Origin of the sequence: Parasynechococcus sp. (genome assembly GCF_042954325.1) — a bacterium.
Classification (GTDB): Bacteria; Cyanobacteriota; Cyanobacteriia; order PCC-6307; family Cyanobiaceae; genus Parasynechococcus.
Genome location: NZ_JBGKDS010000025.1, coordinates 14,796 through 36,320 on the forward strand (window position 1 = coordinate 14,796; position 21,525 = coordinate 36,320).

At 60.2% G+C, this 21,525-nt stretch carries 21 protein-coding genes; 13 read left to right on the top strand and 8 right to left on the bottom strand.

Annotation, left to right across the window (positions count from 1 at the left end):
- The 5 genes from ACGVKB_RS03890 to ACGVKB_RS03910 are packed head-to-tail and all read right to left on the bottom strand — an operon-like array spanning position 1 to position 7,682.
- A complete protein-coding gene (locus ACGVKB_RS03890; RefSeq protein WP_392349969.1) occupies positions 1 to 594 on the bottom strand; it encodes an esterase/lipase family protein in 594 nt (197 codons plus the stop codon).
- The gene (gene folB, locus ACGVKB_RS03895) at positions 591 to 989 is read right to left on the bottom strand and encodes a dihydroneopterin aldolase (RefSeq protein WP_392349970.1); all 399 of its coding nucleotides are present in this window, start codon (positions 987 to 989) and stop codon (positions 591 to 593) included. Before folB ends, ACGVKB_RS03890 begins: the two co-directional genes overlap by 4 nt.
- Positions 989 to 2,299 (bottom strand): glutamate-5-semialdehyde dehydrogenase, encoded by a 1,311-nt coding sequence (locus ACGVKB_RS03900; protein WP_392349971.1) that lies wholly within the window; start codon positions 2,297 to 2,299, stop codon positions 989 to 991. The genes folB and ACGVKB_RS03900 overlap by 1 nt, the downstream gene beginning before the upstream one ends.
- Positions 2,300 to 2,313: 14 nt before the next feature.
- Complete coding sequence (locus ACGVKB_RS03905) at positions 2,314 to 3,228, bottom strand: ROK family protein (RefSeq protein WP_392349972.1); 915 nt, start codon at positions 3,226 to 3,228, stop codon at positions 2,314 to 2,316.
- Between the two features lie 2 nt (positions 3,229 to 3,230).
- A complete protein-coding gene (locus ACGVKB_RS03910) occupies positions 3,231 to 7,682 on the bottom strand; it encodes a translocation/assembly module TamB domain-containing protein (RefSeq protein WP_392349973.1) in 4,452 nt (1,483 codons plus the stop codon).
- A 65-nt stretch (positions 7,683 to 7,747) separates the two neighbouring features.
- Here ACGVKB_RS03910 and ACGVKB_RS03915 point away from each other — a divergent pair, with 65 nt between their 5' ends.
- The 12 genes from ACGVKB_RS03915 to ACGVKB_RS03970 all read left to right on the top strand — a co-directional run bounded on the left by ACGVKB_RS03915 (position 7,748) and on the right by ACGVKB_RS03970 (position 17,307).
- The gene (locus tag ACGVKB_RS03915; protein ID WP_392349974.1) at positions 7,748 to 8,203 is read left to right on the top strand and encodes a DUF2518 family protein; all 456 of its coding nucleotides are present in this window, start codon (positions 7,748 to 7,750) and stop codon (positions 8,201 to 8,203) included.
- Positions 8,196 to 8,591, top strand: a complete 396-nt coding sequence (locus tag ACGVKB_RS03920) for a DUF4332 domain-containing protein (protein ID WP_392349975.1) — start codon at positions 8,196 to 8,198, stop codon at positions 8,589 to 8,591. Before ACGVKB_RS03915 ends, ACGVKB_RS03920 begins: the two co-directional genes overlap by 8 nt.
- Positions 8,592 to 8,653: 62 nt before the next feature.
- Positions 8,654 to 8,932 (top strand): hypothetical protein, encoded by a 279-nt coding sequence (locus ACGVKB_RS03925; protein ID WP_392349976.1) that lies wholly within the window; start codon positions 8,654 to 8,656, stop codon positions 8,930 to 8,932.
- Positions 8,922 to 10,568, top strand: a complete 1,647-nt coding sequence (locus ACGVKB_RS03930) for a CocE/NonD family hydrolase (protein ID WP_392349977.1) — start codon at positions 8,922 to 8,924, stop codon at positions 10,566 to 10,568. Before ACGVKB_RS03925 ends, ACGVKB_RS03930 begins: the two co-directional genes overlap by 11 nt.
- Positions 10,565 to 11,284, top strand: coding sequence for a DUF3887 domain-containing protein (locus tag ACGVKB_RS03935; RefSeq protein ID WP_392349978.1), 720 nt, complete (start codon positions 10,565 to 10,567; stop codon positions 11,282 to 11,284). Before ACGVKB_RS03930 ends, ACGVKB_RS03935 begins: the two co-directional genes overlap by 4 nt.
- Before the next feature lie 61 nt (positions 11,285 to 11,345).
- The gene (glgB, locus tag ACGVKB_RS03940; RefSeq protein WP_392349979.1) at positions 11,346 to 13,652 is read left to right on the top strand and encodes a 1,4-alpha-glucan branching protein GlgB; all 2,307 of its coding nucleotides are present in this window, start codon (positions 11,346 to 11,348) and stop codon (positions 13,650 to 13,652) included.
- Between the two features lie 81 nt (positions 13,653 to 13,733).
- Positions 13,734 to 14,792, top strand: coding sequence for a uroporphyrinogen decarboxylase (hemE, locus tag ACGVKB_RS03945; protein ID WP_392349980.1), 1,059 nt, complete (start codon positions 13,734 to 13,736; stop codon positions 14,790 to 14,792).
- Entirely contained in the window at positions 14,789 to 15,796 is a 1,008-nt protein-coding gene (locus tag ACGVKB_RS03950) for an NAD-dependent epimerase/dehydratase family protein (protein ID WP_392349981.1), read from the top strand. Before hemE ends, ACGVKB_RS03950 begins: the two co-directional genes overlap by 4 nt.
- Before the next feature lie 17 nt (positions 15,797 to 15,813).
- The gene (gene petE, locus ACGVKB_RS03955; RefSeq protein WP_392349982.1) at positions 15,814 to 16,173 is read left to right on the top strand and encodes a plastocyanin; all 360 of its coding nucleotides are present in this window, start codon (positions 15,814 to 15,816) and stop codon (positions 16,171 to 16,173) included.
- Positions 16,174 to 16,330: 157 nt separating this feature from the next.
- Positions 16,331 to 16,684, top strand: coding sequence for a c-type cytochrome (locus ACGVKB_RS03960; RefSeq protein WP_392349983.1), 354 nt, complete (start codon positions 16,331 to 16,333; stop codon positions 16,682 to 16,684).
- A gap of 3 nt (positions 16,685 to 16,687) precedes the next feature.
- Positions 16,688 to 16,918, top strand: coding sequence for a Nif11-like leader peptide family natural product precursor (locus ACGVKB_RS03965; RefSeq protein WP_392349984.1), 231 nt, complete (start codon positions 16,688 to 16,690; stop codon positions 16,916 to 16,918).
- Complete coding sequence (locus ACGVKB_RS03970) at positions 16,915 to 17,307, top strand: hypothetical protein (protein ID WP_392349985.1); 393 nt, start codon at positions 16,915 to 16,917, stop codon at positions 17,305 to 17,307. Before ACGVKB_RS03965 ends, ACGVKB_RS03970 begins: the two co-directional genes overlap by 4 nt.
- A 123-nt stretch (positions 17,308 to 17,430) precedes the next feature.
- Here ACGVKB_RS03970 and ACGVKB_RS03975 read toward each other — a convergent pair whose 3' ends face one another.
- Together ACGVKB_RS03975 and ACGVKB_RS03980 are read right to left on the bottom strand one after the other, a co-directional pair.
- Complete coding sequence (locus ACGVKB_RS03975; RefSeq protein ID WP_392349986.1) at positions 17,431 to 17,571, bottom strand: hypothetical protein; 141 nt, start codon at positions 17,569 to 17,571, stop codon at positions 17,431 to 17,433.
- A gap of 37 nt (positions 17,572 to 17,608) precedes the next feature.
- Positions 17,609 to 17,818 carry a hypothetical protein gene (locus tag ACGVKB_RS03980; RefSeq protein WP_392349987.1) on the bottom strand — a complete coding sequence of 70 codons (210 nt, stop codon included), beginning with the start codon at positions 17,816 to 17,818 and terminating at the stop codon, positions 17,609 to 17,611.
- A 142-nt stretch (positions 17,819 to 17,960) separates the two neighbouring features.
- On the opposite strand from ACGVKB_RS03980, the gene clpB reads away from it, so the two are divergent.
- Positions 17,961 to 20,549 carry an ATP-dependent chaperone ClpB gene (gene clpB, locus ACGVKB_RS03985; protein ID WP_392349988.1) on the top strand — a complete coding sequence of 863 codons (2,589 nt, stop codon included), beginning with the start codon at positions 17,961 to 17,963 and terminating at the stop codon, positions 20,547 to 20,549.
- 98 nt (positions 20,550 to 20,647) lie between these two features.
- On the opposite strand, the gene ACGVKB_RS03990 is transcribed toward clpB, so the two are convergent.
- Positions 20,648 to 21,466: a hypothetical protein gene (locus tag ACGVKB_RS03990; RefSeq protein ID WP_392349989.1), complete on the bottom strand. Its 819-nt coding sequence runs from the start codon at positions 21,464 to 21,466 to the stop codon at positions 20,648 to 20,650.
- Positions 21,467 to 21,525 lie beyond the last annotated feature (59 nt).

Genomic DNA, 21,525 nt, shown 5'->3' on the forward strand with positions numbered 1-21,525 from the left:
TCAACGCGCCTCGAGATCCCCTTTGAGCTGGGCCAGTGCTCTGGGGTGGGCAATCAGCTGTTGATGGGTCCAGACAGGGATGCGCTGCCTGGACCCGGTGGGCAACACCGCTCGCCAACCGGGACACACCATCAGATCCCAGCTGCAGTAATAACTCCGACAGCAGATTCGGATGAGCGCCGAGGGATCTCGGTTCAGATCGCGAAGCAGAGCACTGCCGAGCTTCATATCCGCTGCGCCCGCCAGCAGCGCTCGAGGAAGCGGCAAGGCCGCCAGAGTGCCGTTCTGCGGACTGCCAACACTGAAGAAACGCCGAACCCGCTCAGCGCCATTGCGTTCTTGCAACCAGATCCGACCGATCACACCACCCATCGAAAAGCCGAGCAGGTCGAGCTCCTGGGTGTCTCCAAAACGGTCTCTGATGTGTTGATCCAGTTGAGCCGCAAGCTGTCGCAACGGCACAACGCCAAGGCCATGGGGCAAATGAGGAATCAGCAACGGCCGATCCCATGAGGGATCGAGGGCCTGCACGAGGGGACGAAACAACCGCGGAGTGTCCCAGAGGCCATGGACTAGGACCAGGGGACGAGTCATGGAACTTGGGTTGGCGCACCATGGCGACAACGCTCAATGGCGACCTCACCGGAGAAACCCGGCACGGGTGCCGCACACTTCGTCAGCTTCAACCAGACGGGATAGGGGCCGTACAACCTCTCCAGGCAATCGAGCATGAGGGCACTGAAGTGTTCGATCGTCAGACAGCAGGTCTCTCTGGACAATGTCTGCAGCGCCTGAATCGCCTTGCTGTAGTCCAGGCTGGCGGCGAGATCATCGTTTTGAGCCGCCTGGGAGACGTCGAGCCACAACCGCAGATCGACCCGAAACCACTGGCCATCACGCCGCTCATGGTCCAGCACACCGACGTGGGCCCAGAGCCGGAGATCCGTGACATGGATCACCGCCTGATCCGCTGATGAATCCGGGGACATCATCCGAGCGGAAGGTCGCGATGGCTGAACTGGCGCTTGCCGGAGGCAAAATCAGCGGCGATATGTCCATCACCTCGAAGCACATAGCGATAGGTCACCAGACCATCCAGTCCGACAGGCCCTCGGGGGGGGAGCGTCTGGGTGCTGATGCCGACCTCCGCACCAAAGCCGTAGCGAAAGCCGTCGGCAAAACGACTGGAACAGTTGTGGTACACCCCAGCGCTATCCACAGCGGCGAGGAAACGCGTCGCTGCGGCTTGATCCTCAGTGACGATCACCTCGGTGTGGCGTGAGCCATAGCGGCGAATGTGATCCATCGCCTCAGCCATGGAATCGACCACACGGACCGCCAAAATCAGATCGAGATATTCCGTTGACCAGTCCTCATCGGTCGCAGGGGATGGAACGCCGAGCGCCTGACTGGCCGGATCACCGCGCAGGCTGACCCCAGCGTCCGCAAAGGCAGGACAGGCCAGGGCCAGAAACGCTTGGGCCACGGTCCGGTGGATCAGCAACGTCTCAACGGCATTGCATGCAGCGGGGTACTGCGTCTTGCTGTCGATCGCGATGGTCACAGCCTTGCCGAGATCGGCCGCTGCATCGACAAACAGATGACAGATGCCATCGGCGTGGCCCAACACGGGAATCCGGGTGTTGTCCTGAATGAACTGGACCAGTTCGTTGCTGCCACGGGGAATGATCAGATCCACCAGGCCATCGAGGCGCAACAGAGCCAAGCTCTCCTGACGGGTGGTCAGCAACGTCAGCGCCTCCGGTGAAACGGCGCTGCTGACGAGACCATCTTTGAGCGCATGCATCACCGCTTCATTGGTACAGCGGGCCTCACTGCCACCTTTGAGGATGGCGCCATTGCCAGAACGAATCGCCAGTGAGGCGATCTGCACCACCGCATCCGGCCGCGCTTCAAAAATCACCCCAACAACGCCCACTGGAACGCTGATCCGTTCCAGCACAAGGCCTTGATCCAGCTCTCGGTGCAATTGGCGTTGACCGAGGGGATCCGCCAGGTCCGCCACCTTGCGGACACCATCAATGGCGCCGCTGAGCTTGGCGGCATCCAACTTCAGACGCGCCATCAAGGCCGAGGCCAGACCGGCCTCAGCCGATCGAGATAAGTCCTCCTGATTGGCAGCAACGATGGCGTCCGCGTGCCGCTCCAGAGCATCCGCCATGGCATGTAGGGCCTGAGCGCGTTGGCTGCCCGTGGTCTGACCAAGGTCCACAGCTGCCAGACGCACAGCACCGGCTCTCTGGAGCAGTTCCGGCGACGGCTCGGGAACGCTGGTCATGCGGTCGGAAAGAGTCAGAGACGATCCATCATCCCGCCCAGCCTCTGCAGAGCAAGACACGCCGCACCCAGACGCCCCGCACCATTTCCGAGGGAACAGGCCTGAATGCAGAGGTTCTCCCGAGAGACCGCCTGAACACGACGGGTCACCTCGGAACGGACCGCCGGCAGAAAGTACTCCGCCGCTCCGGCCAACCCACCGCCGAGCAGAACCAGTTGCGGAGTGAAGACGTACACCAGGGAACTGACGCCAACCCCAAGGGTGGTGCCATAGCGCTGCCAGACGGCAAGGGCCTCTGGATCCCCTTGCTCGGCCAGCAGGCTGAGCTGACGGGGGTCCTGATCGCACAACCGACGCAGGCCGGAAATGCTGGCGTACTGCTCAAGGGAGCCGCTGTTGCCGCTATTGCATGGGGGGCCGTCTGGGGTCACACCGATCAGACCTGGCTCAGCCGCTGCACCGTTGTGGCCGGTGAACAGCTGACCGGACAGCAGCACACCTCCACCAACACCGGTTCCAAGGGTGAGCAGCACCACATCATCAAATCCTTGGGCCGCCCCCTTCCAGGCTTCCCCGACCACCGCGCAGTTGCCGTCATTGGCGAGGGTGACACGACGGTCGAGCCTGGATTCCAACCAGTCAGCCAGGGGGACGTCCTCCCACCCAGGCAGATTGATACAGACCCTGGCCACGCGGGCCGCAGCATCCATCGGCCCTGGAAGGCCAACACCAACGCAGCCGGCCTCTCGATCGGGGTCAAGCTGCTCAATCGCCTCGGAGATGGCCATGGTCACGGCTCCAGGGGTCGCCGGTTGAGGCGTGGCTTGCTCGCACTCCGCCAGCACAGTGCCACCGGCGTCGAAGCGGGCAAGCTTGATCGCCGTGCCCCCGAGATCAACACCAATGACCTGATGCGGTGTGGAGCTCATTCCTAAAAGCGGAAGAACAATTGCAATTGGCTCTGCCACGTGCCGTTGCTGTCGACGGACCCGGTCACGGTGGTGTTGGGAGTGACTTGATAACTGATCGAAGCCTGGGGAGGGACATCACTGTTGTTCGGCGCTGACAGCACGGAGAAATCAAAGCGGTCGTTGACGTCGATCCCAATTTCCGTCACCAGGGTGAACGTTGGAGGAACACGGCCAGACGTCCGCTCCGACTCGGATTTGACCTCCGGATTGACATAGGTGGGATACAGGGCGATCTGAAGTCGCTCTCCCATCACATCGGTGAGGCTGCCCAACACGGGCGACAGCAACGTCTGACCAACCACGGTGGCCAAGGCGGCACCACCACCTCCAGCGAGACCCGACAACGAGTTGCCACCAATCAAGGCGAGCACCTGCGGTTGCGGCATTGGAGGCGTACTGCGCAGATCCAAATTGCCCATCAAGCGATTCGCCGGTCCGGAAGCCTGAACACTGACTTTGACGAGTCGAAGCTGCCCACCGGGACCGAGAGCACCACTGCCATTGGTTTCGAAGACATTCGCCGTGGTCGTGCTGCTATCGCCTCCCTGCTGAACGTTGTCGGACACTCGGGTCTGCATCGCGATATCCACAAAGGGCACAAGGCCCAACGAGGGAGTGAAGAGAGCGACGTTGGCCGCGCTGTTGTCGAGTCGGAAGGTGGTGGAGAACAAGCTGACCCGACCATTGGTCAGACGAACGAGCCCACGGGCCTGCAGAGACGGGTCGAGTGGACCGTTCAACAGGAGCTGACCACTGCCACGGAAACTGATCATGGGCGGCATCTCCACCCGCAGATCCGGACCGAGACGGAGCCGGAAGTTGCGGAAGCTCACCGTTGGGAGATTGGGGATCAGATCCTGGAGCTGTTCGGACGCCTCCAGAGGTGCTCCAGGTCCGATCAGAACCAGGGGCTCCTGGAAATCCCACTGCTCTTCAATCAGAGCGCGAAGGCCAACCGGTTCCGAGACCGTGGCCACCGACTGCTGAATCCCGGAATCCAAGTCCGGAAAGGGCATCAACCCCTGGACTCCCCCACCCGAAGAACGGGACAGCAATCCCTCGCGCGGACGGATTGTGCCCTGATTGATGGTGAGCTCACCCGACAGCTCCGGCTGTGTGATGGCGCCTCGGATCTCGAGGCTCCCATCGGCGACAAAATCTGCCTTGGGCTGACGGACCCGCCCCTTGGTGATGGTGATCGTGAGTGGCTCCTCCTGCATCGCAGGGCGAAGCAGGGCCAGAGCACCACTCAGCTTGATGCTGCCCCCGGCAGCGAGCTCCGCCGAGCCTTCATTGACGACCAGTCGGTTGAAATCAAACAGCAGCGAAGCATTGATGCGACGCAGCTCCTGTCCTTGGATCGTGGCGGCAGCGTCCTGCACGTCCAGAAAACCGCTGACCTCAGGATCCAGTCGAGACCCCCGTAAGGACAGGTCCAATGCCGTCGTCCCACGGGTGACCTCCACGCCGGGACCAGTCAGCACGGTCAGGAACCGCAAGGCATCCTCATGGGCCTCGATGGTGAGATCCAGGCCGTCGTCGGCTGCCAGGGGAACGGTGCCGACAAGGGTGATCGGATGCGATGAACCGCTGCTTTTCAGAGCGAGATCAAGGGACAGACCCGATGCATCGAAACGGAGCGAATCCCGTTGCAGGGACAGGTCGGTCTCTCCAAGAGCGACCTGCTCGAACAGCAGCTCCGCCTCGATCTGCGGGCCTGCTTCGCCAAACGCATAACGCCCCCGAACGCCGCCGGCACCCCGTAGGGAGGCTGGAACTGGAACGAACAACGCGAGCAGACCGACCGGAAGGTGCTCCAGGCTGAACTTGCCTTCACCTCCACGCAGCGGACCTTGAATGGAGGCAACAAACGGCTCGAGTTGCAGCACACGATCGCTGTCCTCGGTGGTGAGCCAGAGATGGCCTTTGACCTTCAGATCAAGGTTGAGTTGATCGAGGCCTGGCCCTGCAACGGTGAGATCGGCATCAAGGCGACCATCGAGATCATCAACGGACAGCCCCCGCTCAGGATTGGCCAGCGCATCATCCACAAGGGCCTGACGGGACCGCTGAAGGGCCCTCAACTGTCCATCGAGGCCACCGCCGAACGTGTCGATGACCAAGCGACCTAAATCGGCAGCACGACCCGGCGGTTCACCCGCCAGTGGATCCTTCTGTCTGAGCTGGCGCAGGGTGTCTGAAAGCCAGGCGGCATCCAGCCCCCGTGCCTTCAAGCCGCCCCGCAACCAACCTCCAGGCTGGCCCCGAAGCTCCACCGCCACGTCCCCGGGCTGCTCACGCACCGGCTGGAGCGTTCCATCGAGCTGAAAGCGATTGGTGTTGACCAGAGCTTTGGCCTGAACCTGCGCAACCCTGACCCCTCGATAGCCAAGGCCATCGAGGCTGAAATCGCCTTGCATCACCAACGGTGCAAAGGCCAACGACCCTGTTCCCGACAGCGATCCCACGACAGGCTCGAAGCGCTCGCTGCCCGGAGCCTGGAACTGCAAGCCAAGAAGAGCCAGCTGATCGGCACGCCAACGCACCAGATCCGCATCGCCTTGAAGGCTCAGATCTCCGCCCTGACGCTTGAGCTGAACAGAGCTGGGGCGACCATCCCTGCGGATGATCGCTGACAGCTGCCCTTCCACACTGGGGGCCAACGAGGCCATCCGCAGGGAAAGTGACGCGTCTGCAGTGCCCTCCAGGCGACCCCGCCAACGTTCCGGCAGCCGAAGCCCCGCCACGCTTGGGTGATCAACACCAATGCTGAGCTCAGGGCTGAGGGCAGACAAAGGACCGTTGATCTGACCCTGGAGGGAAGCGACACCACTCAGCTCGACACCCGCCAGGCCTGACAGGCGATCGAGGGAATACCGAGACAGCGCCAGATCTGCCTGCAACGCACCGGGCGTCAAACCAGCGGTCGTCACCGCCAACGGCAGCGTCCCACCGGCCTTGAGCGCTGGACTTTCAAAACGCTCAAGGAGCAGCAGTTCATCGGTTTTGGACCAACGGGCCTGAAGATCCCAGCGTTGCAACACCGGGTTGACCTCCTGCCGAAGCCTCAAGGCCAGCTGAGGGGAAGCGAGCGCTCCATCCACCTGCAGATCTCCAGACACCGAAGCCTCAGACCCCAACAGCTCCCGCAACACCGGACGGGCAGCCCAAAGCTGAGGACTCACCACAAGCGAACGACTGCGCAAGGTCAACTCGGGAAAAAGCTGACCTTGCAATTGAAGTTTTGATCCGACTGACGAGAGCTGCATCCTCTCGAGTTGGACGCGACGCAATCCATCGACACCCCAGGGCGTTCGCAGCCGGGCGGTGAGGGCAACCGGGTCCGTCCACGGACCATCAACGAACTGATCAAGGCGGCCGTTGACCGTCCAAAGCGGCTGGGCCCAGGGGCCATGGACCTTGAGCTTCAGACCCTCGGGCGCGCCAGATCGACGCAACGATGCCGTGAGATCAAAGGATTGATTCAAGGTGACGGTGCCACCCAACTGTGCCGTTAACGCACCAGAACGGATTTCAGTCGGCTTGACCGTGAGGGTGTCGTCATGGCAAGTCAGGCGGATGCGATCGGACGCGACGGCGTCGTCCAACGCCGCCGAGCGGAGTGACAGGTCGTTGAGCCGAAACGAGCCCCGACACCCGAGATGATTCGCCGTCCACTGCAAGCGGAGGTCACCGTTGAGCTCACCGGCCAGATCCAGGTCCTTGTTGAACGGCGCGACGGCAGCGAGGCGACTCAACCGCAAACCATCGAACCGGGTCCGCAGATTCAGCTGCGGGCGATCCCAGCGACCGGCACCATCGAGATCCAAGGCACCACGGCGATCACTCCAGGACATCCGTGCCCGCGTCGTGAACGATCGTTCCGCCAAACCAACGGCGCCGCGGGCCTCGACCTGAAGGCGCTCCCCACTGTCGGCGAACACAACATCGGCCGGCTGGTTGAAGCGAAAGCGAACCCCGAGATTCGGTGGTTCAGCGCCATCAGGATCTGAGCCGAAGCGCCAAAACTGTCCTTGATCATTGCGATGTAGATCAAGCCGAAGTCGTTCAACATCAACCGCCACCACCGGTCGCCATTGGCTCAGGCTGGCGAGTGGAGCAAAGCGAACGGTCAGGCCCTGCGCCGCCAGACTCGATTGATCCCCCTCGCTAGACCCGACGGTGCTAGGGCCGATGGCCACTCCCCAAACCCTGAGCCCCTTGTAAGCACCAAGACGCAGGGGATGGCCCAATGGCCGGCTCAAACTGCGCTCCAGCGTCGGCGTCAGCCGGGCAACAGCCGACGCTGCGGCCCGATCCAAGGCCCAGGTACCGGCAACCAAGCCCGCGACACCACCGGTCACAGCGATCGAAACCAAAGCTCTGGTGCGTGGGCGACGCGCTTGCTTCATCAACAGCGTCGCCAGCCCCGGAGCCCGCGCAATATAAGGAGACTGTTTGACGAACACCAGGCTCGATGGCGCTTGATCAGCTGTTGCTTAACGCTGCCCCCTGGCTGGGTTGGAGCGGTCTCGGTCTGCTGGGCCTGACGGCCATTGCCTTTCTTGCCCGTTGGGGGCTGCGCTTTCGCCTTGTCGGCGTCAGCAGTTTCACCTTGCTGCTTGCGGTGAGTTGTTGGGCCTTTGGCGTGAGCTACACACCCCCGGTGGTCATCGAAGGCGCCACCCGCGCTCCAGTGGTCTTCGATAACGGAGCTGACCTGGTCGTCGCGCAACTTCCGATCGATGCAAGCGAAGCAACGATCGAACCGACGTTGCAACAGCTGGCGGGCAACCTGCGGGGATCAGGGCGCAGCACCAGCACCGTCACCGTGCGACTGCGCAGCTTTGACACCAGCGGTGATGGCCGCAGCAGACCGGTGGTGCGGGGTGAACTCGAACGTGACTTCCGCGTGCCGCTGAGCCATGGATGATCAGCCTCTGGTCGATCTACCGCAATCCTTCAGGGACGAACACAAGCAACTGCGCAACAACGGCATCAACAGCTGGGGGGAACTCAAGCGACTGGATGATCAGGACATCAGCCGAATGGTGCGCCAAGGACGCTCCTCGGTTCGCAACTTCAAACGACTCCGCGGGATCGCAACCTTGGTCTGCGATCTCAACCTTGCCCCGCAGGATGCTGCGCTACTGATGCATGCCGGGATTGCCAGCGTGAGCGCTCTGGCAACCTCCACACCGGAACGCCTTGTGCGACAGACCGGGCGACTGGAGCGAGCCTTGGGCAGTGGCAGGCGAGCCGTGGTGGATCTGAAGGTTGCTCAGACCTGGATCCAGCACGCCAGGCGGACCATGAACTGACCCCAGCTAGACGCAGTCCGTCAATCAACGTTGGTAGACAACCTTCAGCTGATGTCTGAAGGATGAGACCGGCTCTTGGACTTCTGTATTGCCTGATCAGCTGTCTTGGTCCTGCAGCGGCGTTGGCTCAGGCAGATGTTTTGGAGACGATCAAGCGCAATCCTGCTGAAGCAAAAGCCATGTGTCGTCAATTCCGGACGGCCAAGAGCAAGAACAAAAACTTCGATCCCTACTCCCGCAAGACCACGCGCCAGGTGGTGAAAGATCGCAAGATATCGATGGGAGATGCTGAGATTCTGATCACCTATGTGGTCGGCATGCACTGCCCGGATGTCCACTAACGGCCCGCCGTTCAACCCGCCTGTCGTTTGCCGAGACGCCAGTCTGCAGCTTGAAGACGGCACCGTTCTGATGGCTCGGCTCTGGCACCCGAGCAGTGGGGGGCCCTGGCCTGCACTCTTGATGCGGCAGCCCTATGGACGGGCCATCGCCTCAACCGTGACCTATGCCCACCCCAGCTGGTGGGCCGAACATGGCTTTCTGGTCGTCGTCCAGGACGTCCGCGGGATGGGTGACTCCTCGGGACAGTTCAGGGGGTTCCGTCAGGAAGCCACCGATGGCGCAGCAACCCAGCAATGGGTGCGAGCCCTTCCGGAATGCAATGGCCGCCTTGGCTGTTACGGCTTCTCCTATCAAGGATTAACCCAGCTGCTGAGTTCAGCGGAGAGTCCCCCGCCGGATTGCCTGGCACCGGCCATGGCCGGCCTCAATGAATGTGAGCACTGGAGTTGTGAGGGTGGAGCGCAGTGGTGGCACCTTGGCCTTGGCTGGGGCCTGCAGCTCGCCGCACTGGAAGCGCGACACCGCAACGATCACCAGGCCTGGCTGAAACTCAGAACAAGCCTTGAAAGCAACGCCTATCTCCGAGATGGCCCAGCCCTGCTGCAACGCCATGCACCAGACGGCATGGCGTTGCAGTGGTTGACGTCCGATCCGGATCGTCGAGAGGAGTGGACAGTGCATCCGGTCGCAGCGGCGGTCTTGCGTCAACCGATGTTGTTGATCGGAGGCTGCTGGGATCCCCATCTCAACGGCATTCTCGACCTCTGGAGGCGGGCTCGGCATGCCGGAGGTCGCCCGGAGCTCCACATCGGACCAGCCACCCATCTGCAGTGGTGGCCAGAGGCCCAAACCTTGATGCTGCGCTTTTTCCAACGCCATCTCCAGGCGCCCCCTGAGGCCAACCGGCTGAACCCGGCTCAGATCTGGAATGTGACCGACGCGACCTGGCAAACGCTGGATCCAACAACAGTGGACACAGCCGTTCCGGAACGACGCGGACCTTGGGCCCTTCGCGGAAATCGAGTGGCCAACATGGACAACGCCATTGGCGGCCTCGAGCCAGGAGGTGCCGGGCAGGGCATGGTCACGCTGGTTCATGACCCCTGGCGACCCGTGCCCGGAATCGGCGGCCATCTCGGTGTCCAACCCGGTCCTGTTGATCGCCAGCAACTCGATGGCCGTAGCGATGTCGTCACCTTCACGAGCCAGCCACTGGACGAGCCATGTCTGCTGATCGGACAGCCGCAACTCAAGCTCGGGGCCTGGGCCGACCAACCCGGTTTTGATCTCTGCGTCGCCCTGTCACGCCTGCCGGCAGGCAGCACAAGCGTGGAACAACTGACGACGGGAACACGACGCCTTCGGGGGGAAACCTGCTTGCACAACCGCCCAAGACACATCGACCTGCAAGCGGTCTGTGCGACGTTCAAACCTGGGGATCAGCTGCGTCTCTCGATCGCCCCGGCGGCGTGGCCCGCCATTGGAGTCAATTCTGGGTCTCCGGAGGTGCCATGCGGTGCACCCAGCCATGACCACCGTGTGGTGACCATGACACTGGATTTAGCTGACTCTGCACTCACCCTGAACCCTTTCAGCTCCGGCAGACTGGATAACGACATGATCCAACTGCCGTGAAGCTGTCCGCTGCTCTGCTGGTTCTTTCCCTCGCAGCTCCACTGGGTGTTGTTGACGGACTGCAAAGTCCTGCTTCGGCACAGCAGCTGACCCGAACCGATCTTTCAGCAGCCGATGCTGTATCGACGGCAGAACGCCTCTTGAAAGCCCTGGAGACACGGGACGCAACATCCGTCTTCAATCTGCTGGCGCCCGACGTTCGCTCCAACACCACGATCCCCGCGGTGCGACAACGCCTCGAGGCCCAACGCCTGCGAGCTGGTCGCGTGACTGGCACGACAGCGGGCTACGCCACCACAACGGTGGACGCCGTGATTACGGGTGACCAGGGGGAGGAAAACCTCCTTATGGTTCTGGATAACGACGGCCAGCTTCTCGCCTGGAAATGGAGTGACCGGGTTGTCCCGATCCAAGCGACCGCCTTGGAATTCGCTGAAGACCTTGCCCAGGGTCGCTGGGTGGCAGCGCGATCAAAATTCTCCCTCCAGTTCCAGCAAGAGCTCAAACCCGGTGATCTGGAGAGGAAGTGGAGCAAATTGGCGAAAACCTCCGGCGGTTTCGTCGCCGTCAAGGATGCGGTGATCGCCGGCCAAGGCGGTGAGCAGCAACTGGTGCTGGTCAGTGTTGCCTTCACCGACGTCACCACCAATCTGTTCGTGATCTTCGATGAGAGTGGTCGGATCATCAACGTCGACATTTCCCGCGACTTCGTCTGACGACACAGCGATCAGGGCTTGAAAATTCCGCTTAAGCTCTCGCCCACTGATTCGGCATTTCATGAGCGTCACCGCAGTCCTCGACTGGATGGTTCAGGACGCTCATCGCCTGGCTGAGTGCCGACACGACCACCCGTTGTCTGTTCTCGGACCGCAAACAACGGATAGCGGCTCCGTCGTCCGCGTCTGGATGCCGGAAGCCGAGTCGGTGACTCTGCTGCTCGGTGGACGGGAGATCGCCATGGAGCGTCCTCACCACAACTGGGTTTTTGAAGCCACGGTCGATGGCGACCCTGGCAGTGACTATCGCGTTCGTGTCGAGCGTGGAGGAATCACCCACGAGCAACACGACCCCTGGGCCTTCCGCGATGAGTGGATGGGCGAAATAGATCGCCATCTCTTCGCCCAGGGCAACCACCACCACATCTGGCAACGGATGGGAGCGCACCACTGCGAGCGCAATGGAGTCTCCGGGGTGATGTTCTGCCTCTGGGCTCCCCACGCTCTGAGCGTTGGTGTGATTGGGGATCTCAACTCATGGGATGGACGCCATCACCCCATGCAATTGCGGACGGGAGGGATCTGGGAGCTGTTCATTCCCGGCCTGGCCAATGGATCGCTCTACAAGTACGAAATCCGCACCCAGGAAGGACACTGCTACCAAAAGGCAGATCCCTACGGCTTCCAACACGAAGTCCGCCCAGATAACAGCTCGATCGTCTCTCGCCTGGACGGCTTCAACTGGACGGATGCCGCCTGGATGCAGGCGCGCGACAGCAGCAATCCACTCGATCAGCCGATCTCTGTTTATGAGATGCATCTGGGCAGCTGGATGCATGGCTCCGCGGAGCAGCCCTGGATTCAACCCGACGGCACAGCGCGGACCCCGGTTCCAGCTGCCGACATGAAGCCCGGTGCCCGCTTGCTCACCTACGCCGAGCTGGCTGACCGCCTCATTCCCTATGTGAAGGAACGGGGCTTCACCCACATCGAGGTGATGCCGATCACGGAACATCCCTTTGATGGATCCTGGGGCTATCAGGTGACCGGTTGGTATGCACCCACCAGTCGCTATGGCACACCCCACGAATTCAGAGCATTCGTGGACCGCTGCCATGCCGAAGGCATCGGAATCATCATCGACTGGGTGCCGGGCCATTTCCCGAAGGACAGCCATGGCCTGGCGTTCTTCGATGGCACCCATCTGTACGAACACGGTGATCCCCGCATTGGTGAGCACAAGGAATGGGGAACCCTGATCTTCAACTACAGCCGCAATGAGGTTCGCAACTTCCTGGTTGCCAATCTTGTGTTCTGGTTCGAGCAGTTCCACATCGATGGCATCCGTGTGGATGCGGTGGCATCAATGCTCTACCGCGACTACCTCAGACCGGATGGGGAGTGGTTGGCCAATGATCAAGGCGGACGTGAAAACACCGAAGCCGTTCATTTCCTTCAACAGGCCAACCATGTGCTGTTTCAGCATTTCCCTGGAGCCCTTTCCATTGCAGAGGAATCAACCACCTGGCCGATGGTGACGCAGCCCACCAACATCGGTGGACTCGGCTTCAACCTCAAATGGAATATGGGTTGGATGCACGACATGCTCGATTACTTCGAGCTTGATCCCTGGTTCCGACAGTTCCACCAGAACAACATCACGTTCTCGATCTGGTACACCTACACCGAGAACTTCATGTTGGCCCTGAGCCACGACGAAGTCGTCCACGGGAAGAGCCATCTCCTGCACAAGATGCCAGGTGATGACTGGCAGAAGTACGCCAATACCAGGGCTCTACTCGCCTACATGTGGACACATCCCGGCAAGAAAACCATCTTCATGGGCATGGAATTCGGCCAACGAGCTGAATGGAACGTCTGGGGAGATTTGCAATGGGATCTTCTGAACTACGAACCCCATCAAGGGGTCCAACGCCTGGTCGACGATCTCAATGTTCTTTACAAGGCTGAACCAGCACTCTGGCGGGACGATTTCGATCAATTCGGCTTCCAATGGATCGACTGCAACGACAACCGTCACTCGGTCATCAGCTTTATGCGCCGGGAAAGCAGTGGCGGAACCTGGCTCGTGGTTGTGGCTAATTTCACACCGCAGAGCCACGCCGAGTACCGGGTTGGTGTGCCGCTTGAGGGGTACTACGAGGAAATCCTCAACACCGATGCCAGCCGCTACGGCGGAAGCAACATGGGCAACATGGGCGGTAAGGAAACCGACCAGTGGGGCATCCACGGCTACGACCATTCCCTCGGCCTCTGCCTGCCCCCCTTGAGCTTGATGGTGTTCCGTCACGACCCGAAGCGGACCCTTTTGAAGGAGCCCACGAACGCCAGCGACGTCGTCATGTGACGAACCAGATGACAGTTAGGGGCTGAAGCACTAGCAGTCATCCCGATTCGGGTAGGTTTCCGGCTGATCCGAACCGGCTTGATGAGCGACTCCCTGCCCCTTCTGCTGCGTGCCGCACGTGGTGAATCAGTGGAGCGTCCACCTGTGTGGATGATGCGCCAGGCCGGTCGCTACATGAAGATCTACCGGGACCTGCGGGACAAGTACCCCAGCTTCCGCGAACGCTCGGAAAATCCGGATCTCTCCTACGAGATCTCCATGCAGCCGTACCACGCCTTCAAGCCCGACGGCGTGATCCTGTTCTCCGACATCCTCACGCCCCTGCCGGGCATGGGCATCGATTTCGACATCATCGAGAGCAAAGGCCCTCAGATCGGTGATCCGATTCGCACCATGGCCCAGGTGGATGCTCTCCGCCCGCTGAATCCTGCGGAATCCATGCCCTTCGTGGGTGAAGTGCTGGGTCGACTGCGCCAGAGCGTCGGCAATGAAGCCGCTGTTCTTGGATTCGTCGGTGCTCCTTGGACCCTGGCCGCCTATGTGGTGGAAGGAAAGAGCAGCAAAAATTACGCGGTGATCAAGGCCATGGCGTTCCAGGAGCCTGAGCTCCTGCACAAGCTGCTCGACCACTTCGCCGAATCGATCGCCAACTATCTCCGTTATCAGATCGATTCCGGAGCCCAGGTTGTGCAGATGTTTGATTCTTGGGCGGGCCAACTGAGCCCGGCGGATTACGACACCTTTGCCGCTCCTTACCAGAAGAAGGTGGTTGACCTGGTCAAGAAGACCCACCCCGACACCCCGTTCATCCTCTATATCTCCGGCAGCGCCGGTGTGATCGAGCGCATGGCAACCACCGGCGTCGACATTATTTCGCTGGACTGGACCGTGGATATGGCCGAGGCACTGGCCAGGCTGCCGGAACACATCGGTGTGCAGGGCAACGTTGACCCCGGCCTGCTGTTTGGCACGCCTGAAGCGATCGAAGCCCGCATCGATGACTGCGTGCGCAAGGCCCGTGGCCGGAAGCACATCCTCAACCTGGGGCATGGCATCCTCCCGGGGACACCTGAAGAGAACGGTGCGGCCTTCTTCCGCTCCGGCAAGAGCGTGATGGATCGCCTTGGGGCAGTCGCTTGAGCCGGATCCTGGTCACCGGCGCCAGCGGCTGCGTCGGTCAATACGTCTCGCGGTGGTTGCTGGACAACTCCGATGCAGAGCTTCTGCTCTGGTTGAGGGACCCGGCAAAGCTCACTGCTGTGCCGGCTGACCACCCACGGATTCGACTGCTTGTCGGCGATCTCAGGGAAACGGACCGTTTCATTGCTGATCTGGCCACGGTGACCAGGGTCATTCACACCGCTACGGCCTGGGGGGATCCAGAACGGGCCCACCAGGTCAATGTTGTGGCAGTGAAGCGAATGCTTCAGCTGTTGAACCCTGCCGTGGTGGAGCAGATCATTTACTTCTCCACGGCCAGCATTCTTGACCGTGACCTGCGTCCGTTACCGGAGGCTTTGGCCTACGGAACGGAGTACATCCAAACCAAAGCCAAATGCCTGGAGGATCTGGAACAACATCCCCTGGCCGATCGAATCATTGCCGTTTTCCCAACGCTTGTGTTCGGCGGCCGAGTGGATGGCACCAGCCCCTTCCCCACCAGCTACCTCACGCAAGGGCTCTCGGACGTGAGCCGTTGGCTCTGGCTGGCCCGCTGGCTTCGCGCCGATGCCAGCTTCCATTTCATCCATGCTGAAGACATCGCTCGCATCTGCGGGCTGTTGGCCACGCATCCCCACACGGCGAATCGCGAACCAGGACAGGGAGCATTGCGTCGCATCGTGATGGGGCAGCCCAACATCAGCGTTGACGAGGCTGTGGCAACGCTCTGCCGCTGGCGCGGCGTGCGCCGCACACCTGGCATCCCGCTGTGGCCATGGCTGATCGAAACCCTGATCCGGGTTTTACCGATCGAAGTCAACGCCTGGGATCGCTTCAGCATTCGGCAACGCCACTTCATTCACGAGCCAGTCACTTCACCCGAGCGCTTTGGCGGGACCAGTCACACTCCCACCCTGGAAACAGTTCTTATCGATTCTGGGCTGCCCAATCGCGGCCAGCCCAGAAGCAGTCGTAATATTTGAGTAACCACTAGATCCCAATGCGGTCCGTGATTCGCACGCTTGCAGCTGCTTGCTGCGCCCTCCTGATGCTGATCGGCCTCAACGTTGGTTCCGCTCAGGCTGCAACTGTCGAAGTGAAGCTGGGCACCGATGCCGGCATGCTCGCTTTCGAACCCAGCACCGTCACCATCAGTGCCGGTGACACCGTCAAGTTCATCAACAACAAGCTGGCCCCCCACAACGCTGTTTTTGAGGGCCACGACGAACTGAGTCACTCTGATCTGGCCTTCGCCCCCGGCGAATCCTGGGAAGAGACCTTCTCTGCCGCTGGCACCTATGACTACTACTGCGAGCCCCACCGTGGTGCTGGCATGGTCGGCAAAGTCATCGTCGAATGATCCTCAGCTGAGTCAGATCAAGGGACTCCCTGGCTGAACCCGTTGAGCGCTCAACGCTGAACCAACAAAACCGCAGGTTGTGATGTTGCACTCACAGCCTGCGGTTGTTTCATTTGGACGTGGAGATCGATAGCGTGGAGACCATGCAGCTCTGCCCATGAGACGTCTCCCCCAGTTGTTCGCCTCGATCGTCGTGATCGCCGCTCTGTGGTTGGCACCAGCGGGCCATGCCCTGACGACGGACTCCCTTGAGCAAGGTGAGCAGATCTTCGCCAGCAACTGTGCGGCTTGTCACATGGGCGGCGGCAACGTGATTCAAGCCAGCCGAACGCTGAAGATCGGAGATCTCAATGAACACCTCGAGGAATATGGACAAACCCCGCTGGAAGCCATCGAACATCAAATCGAGGATGGAAAAAATGCCATGCCCGCCTACGCCGACAAATTGACCGAAGAGGAGATCATTGCGGTTGCCACCTACGTGGAACAACAAGCGGAACAAGGGTGGTGATTCATGTCCCGAGAAGGCCTGAACGATTTCCTCCATTCCATTGATCACAGCAGCAGGCTGAGACGCGATGTTCGGCTTTGCGAGGATTCACGTGACCTCATGGACGTGGCTCAGCGCTATGGCTTTGCCATCACCGAACAGGATCTTCAGCTGGATGAACAAAACTGCAGGCTTCAAACCTGGTTCGACAACAGCCAAATCAACGCAATCCGCACGCCACGTCTGAACCAATGACGGCAACAGTCACGTTGTTGAGCGATTTCATCGATGGAACCAGCATGGCGCTGATGGAAGAGACCGACGTTGCCGATCTGAATGCCTACATGACGGCCAGTCAGGGTCGGTTGTGGGCGGATGTACAAGACAAGCGCCGGTCCCGGGGGATGACATCAAAACGCTGTGGACCCGGGACCCTGTACTTCTGTCGGACGGAGGAAGGTGCCAAAGCCCTTGAGGGTTATCTCGCTGCAGACACCGGTTCAGAACAGGAAGAGCACTGGCTTCAGCAGATGAAGGGAGCTGGTGTTGAGATTGCCCCTCACGTCGGGCATCCCAACGAGCGACGTTCCTTACTGGAGGACGCCTCAAGCCGCAGAACTCCCCCCAAAGGCTTCAGATCTTGACTCAGTTCTGCTGAGACGCAAGACGATCGGTTGAGACAAGCCAGGCGATTGAAATAGCACCGACCAGTGAGGTGAGCCCGGCGGCCAGATTGATGATCAGATCAAGGCTGAAGGTCATAGCTCTCAGCGATCACTGGGAAGTGCTGGAAGATCGCTCGGTCGGCAAAGCGCAAACACCACAGCAGAGGTGAGAACCAGCGTGACAACGGCGAGGCCGGCAATGGCAGCGGAATAATCAGTCATCACACCTCCGAAGGACTTCACCAATGTTAACGACTTTATTTCGCTTTGTAAACGACTCTCATGTCACGCTGCGTCGTGCTTCCTCCAGCACAGCCAAATAGAGCGCCTCATCAATCTCCCGAATGTCGTACTCGCTGGGCCTGACACCGTGATGGTGCTCATGCACCACCATCCAACAGCAACGCTCCAGCTCTCCACGGGCAGTCGCCAAAAGCCCCAAAGACTTCTCCACAAGCGCTGCCACCACGACGGGATCAGGAGTTGTCATCGACACCACAGGGATCGGAGAACTCTAAAAACCGAGCCGGTTGACCGCACGGCGGGGGGCAGACCGAACCATTCGCTTCGGTTGACTTGCCCTGAACCGGCGTCAACAGCCATACGGTTTGGTCAATTGATTTTCCTCTGCGATGCAACCCACGGCTGAACAGTTCACCGAACAAGCCTGGGCCGCCATCGTCTCCGCACAGTCGTTGGCCCAGAGCTCACGCCATCAGCAACTGGAAACCGAGCATCTGTTCCTCGCTCTGCTCAGGCAGGACGGCCTGGCCAGTCGGATTCTCAGCAAACTCGGGGTCGACCCCAGCACGCTGACCTCCTCCGTTCAGACGCACCTCGAGAGTCAGCCCAGTCTGACCAGCGCACCGGAGTCGGTCTACCTCGGCCGAGCGCTGAATCTCTGCTTCGATCGGGCCGCCGAACGGCGTGATGGCTTCGGTGACAGCTACATCGCCATCGAACATCTGTTGCTGGCCCTGGCCGACGATGATCGCTGCGGACGACAGCTGCTCAGCCAAGCCGGCGTCGACAGCAACAAACTCATCGAGGCGATCAAAGCGGTGCGTGGTAACCAAACGGTGACGGATCAGAGCCCTGAAGGCACCTACGAATCCTTGGAGAAGTACGGCAGGGATCTGACCGCAGCAGCCCGGGATGGTCAGCTGGATCCCGTGATTGGCCGGGATGACGAAATCCGACGCACGATTCAGATCCTCAGCCGTCGGACCAAAAACAACCCAGTGCTGATTGGAGAACCCGGCGTGGGTAAAACCGCCATTGTTGAGGGCCTGGCCCAGCGCATCGTCAACGGCGACGTCCCCCAAGCCCTGCAAAACCGTCAGCTGATCGCCCTCGACATGGGATCTCTGATCGCCGGCGCCAAATACCGCGGTGAATTTGAAGAACGGCTAAAGGCGGTGCTCAAAGAGGTCACGGCCTCGGAAGGGCAAATTGTTCTGTTCATCGATGAGATCCACACGGTGGTGGGAGCCGGCGCCAGCGGCGGCGCCATGGACGCCAGCAATCTGCTCAAGCCAATGTTGGCCCGTGGAGAGCTGCGCTGTATCGGGGCCACCACGCTGGATGAACACCGCCAACACATCGAAAAAGATCCTGCACTGGAGCGACGCTTCCAGCAAGTGCTGGTGGATCAACCCACAGTGGAAGACACGATCTCCATCCTGCGCGGTCTCAAGGAGCGCTACGAAGTGCACCATGGCGTCCGCATCGCCGACGGTGCCCTGGTGGCTGCTGCCGTGTTGAGCAGCCGCTACATCGCTGACCGCTTTCTGCCGGACAAGGCCATCGATCTTGTGGATGAATCGGCCGCGCGCCTGAAGATGGAGATCACCTCCAAACCGGAGGAGATCGATGAAATCGATCGCAAGATCCTGCAGTTGGAGATGGAGAAGCTCTCCCTCGGGCGTGAATCTGACAGCGCCAGCCAGGAACGGCTTCAACGAATCGAACGGGAATTAGCGGAACTCGGAGAACAGCAAAGTTCCCTGAATGCCCAGTGGCAGCAAGAAAAAGGGGCCATCGATGACCTCTCCGGACTCAAGGAAGAGATCGAACGCGTGCAGTTGCAGGTGGAACAGGCCAAACGGAACTACGACCTAAACAAGGCCGCCGAACTCGAATACGGAACCTTGGCCAACCTCCAGACCCAGCTTCAGCAGAAAGAGGCTCAGCTGGCCCAGGAAGACGGTTCCGACAAGAGCCTGCTGCGCGAAGAAGTGAGCGAGGACGACATCGCCGAGGTGATCGCCAAGTGGACCGGAATCCCGGTGGCGCGGCTGGTGCAGAGCGAAATGGAGAAACTGCTGCAGTTGGAGGATGACCTGCACCAACGCGTGATTGGCCAGAACCAAGCCGTCACCGCGGTGTCGGATGCCATCCAACGCTCCAGAGCAGGGCTGAGCGACCCCAACCGTCCCATTGCCAGCTTCCTGTTTCTCGGCCCCACCGGTGTTGGCAAAACGGAGCTGTCGAAGGCCCTCGCCAACCGTCTTTTTGACAGTGATGAGGCGATGGTGCGCATCGACATGTCGGAGTACATGGAGAAGCACAGCGTCAGCCGGTTGATCGGAGCACCTCCCGGCTACGTCGGCTACGAGGCCGGCGGGCAACTCACCGAAGCGGTGCGGCGCCGGCCCTACGCCGTGATCCTCTTTGACGAGGTGGAGAAGGCCCACCCGGATGTGTTCAACGTGATGCTGCAGATCCTTGATGACGGACGCGTCACCGATGGGCAGGGCCGCACGGTGGACTTCACCAACACCGTGCTGATTCTCACCAGCAACATCGGCAGCCAGTCGATCCTGGAGCTGGCCGGCGATCCCGAGCAGCATGCTGCGATGGAAACCCGGGTGAATGAAGCTCTCAGTGCCCATTTCCGGCCTGAATTTCTCAATCGGCTCGATGATCGGATCATCTTCCGCAGCTTGGACCAGGCGGAACTCCGCCGAATCGTGACCCTTCAAGTGGAGCGGTTACGGGCGCGGCTGGTGCAACGCAAACTCGATCTTGATCTCAGCGATGAGGCCGCCGACTGGCTGGCCACCGCGGGGTATGACCCTGTTTATGGCGCGCGTCCGCTGAAACGAGCCATTCAGCGGAACCTGGAAACACCCATCGCCAAAGCGATCTTGTCTGGCCGTTACAGCGAAGGGCAGTCCATCAAAGTTGACTTGAATTCTGAGGGGATCAAACTCAGCTAAGGACGATCGACCCAACGAAGACTGAGCAGAGCCTCGAAAATGCTCTGCTCGGGTTCGTACCGCAGAACAGCCATCAAAGCGTGGGCCCTTGAATCGCCCTAGAGCTTCATCGCTAAAACGTCGAGCTGGGACCCTTGTTTGCAGACCTTGCGGGTGTTCTGTCGATCTGAGCCGACAATTTTTGACCAATTCCCCCTCAGGCGACCTTGCTGATAAGACGCTCGGGTCATGTCTTTACAGTCGCGAACTTCAACAGTTTTGATCGAGCGGGGTCCTCCGGGGATCCCTGGCGTACCCGCCACCCAAATCTGCTGAGCAGATGATGTCGTACAACTCTGCCCCGTAGGATTTTGCCTCCAAATTCCATTCACCCATTTCCCACCGCCATACGTGGGAGTACATGTTGTTTTAGCCGGCGAAATCTCTCTGTAGTAACCAGGCTTTGCCGCCACAGGTTGTTGATAGTAATGCAGGACAGTTTCGATCGCTACATAGCGACTTGGCTGACCCTTATGTGGAACACGCTTGCTCTGTGGCGCCCAGTAAAACACAGTGTTATCAGCAGGTTTATACCGATAGAACCAACCGACCACTTTGGGCAGTCCAAGCTGATCATTGCCAGGCTTCGCAACACACACACCTTTGGAATCACACTCTTCACCCGCCTGTGACCCCCCAACGCTCCCCGCGGGAATGGTGCTTGTATTCGCCCGAATACATCCGGAATAATCTGCCGCCGCGAGACAACGCTCGTGCATCTCTTGATCAACACCCTGTGCCATCAGCACAGGCAAGCCAACGACGAATGGAACAAAAGAGAACAGACGAAATCCAGACATAATCACATCACCAGATACATTCAACTTAGCCCAAACTCTGAATGGTGACAAAAGCCAGATGTGACTGACCGGAAACATTTAAAACAGCCCAACCGGTCCAGCAAGAAACACACCGGCCCTGGGAATAGTCTTCGGCA

Coding starts and splice junctions, on each gene's coding strand:
- glgB (WP_392349979.1), top strand. CDS start 11,346: ATGAGCGTCACCGCAGTCCTCGACTGGATGGTTCAGGACGCTCATCGC.
- ACGVKB_RS03925 (WP_392349976.1), top strand. CDS start 8,654: ATGAGACCGGCTCTTGGACTTCTGTATTGCCTGATCAGCTGTCTTGGT.
- ACGVKB_RS03915 (WP_392349974.1), top strand. CDS start 7,748: ATGGCGCTTGATCAGCTGTTGCTTAACGCTGCCCCCTGGCTGGGTTGG.
- petE (WP_392349982.1), top strand. CDS start 15,814: ATGCGGTCCGTGATTCGCACGCTTGCAGCTGCTTGCTGCGCCCTCCTG.
- ACGVKB_RS03980 (WP_392349987.1), bottom strand. CDS start 17,818: ATGACAACTCCTGATCCCGTCGTGGTGGCAGCGCTTGTGGAGAAGTCT.
- ACGVKB_RS03965 (WP_392349984.1), top strand. CDS start 16,688: ATGTCCCGAGAAGGCCTGAACGATTTCCTCCATTCCATTGATCACAGC.
- ACGVKB_RS03970 (WP_392349985.1), top strand. CDS start 16,915: ATGACGGCAACAGTCACGTTGTTGAGCGATTTCATCGATGGAACCAGC.
- clpB (WP_392349988.1), top strand. CDS start 17,961: ATGCAACCCACGGCTGAACAGTTCACCGAACAAGCCTGGGCCGCCATC.
- ACGVKB_RS03890 (WP_392349969.1), bottom strand. CDS start 594: ATGACTCGTCCCCTGGTCCTAGTCCATGGCCTCTGGGACACTCCGCGG.
- ACGVKB_RS03990 (WP_392349989.1), bottom strand. CDS start 21,466: ATGTTTCCGGTCAGTCACATCTGGCTTTTGTCACCATTCAGAGTTTGG.
- ACGVKB_RS03910 (WP_392349973.1), bottom strand. CDS start 7,682: ATGAAGCAAGCGCGTCGCCCACGCACCAGAGCTTTGGTTTCGATCGCT.
- ACGVKB_RS03905 (WP_392349972.1), bottom strand. CDS start 3,228: ATGAGCTCCACACCGCATCAGGTCATTGGTGTTGATCTCGGGGGCACG.
- ACGVKB_RS03900 (WP_392349971.1), bottom strand. CDS start 2,299: ATGACCAGCGTTCCCGAGCCGTCGCCGGAACTGCTCCAGAGAGCCGGT.
- folB (WP_392349970.1), bottom strand. CDS start 989: ATGTCCCCGGATTCATCAGCGGATCAGGCGGTGATCCATGTCACGGAT.
- ACGVKB_RS03930 (WP_392349977.1), top strand. CDS start 8,922: ATGTCCACTAACGGCCCGCCGTTCAACCCGCCTGTCGTTTGCCGAGAC.
- ACGVKB_RS03920 (WP_392349975.1), top strand. CDS start 8,196: ATGGATGATCAGCCTCTGGTCGATCTACCGCAATCCTTCAGGGACGAA.
- ACGVKB_RS03960 (WP_392349983.1), top strand. CDS start 16,331: ATGAGACGTCTCCCCCAGTTGTTCGCCTCGATCGTCGTGATCGCCGCT.
- hemE (WP_392349980.1), top strand. CDS start 13,734: ATGAGCGACTCCCTGCCCCTTCTGCTGCGTGCCGCACGTGGTGAATCA.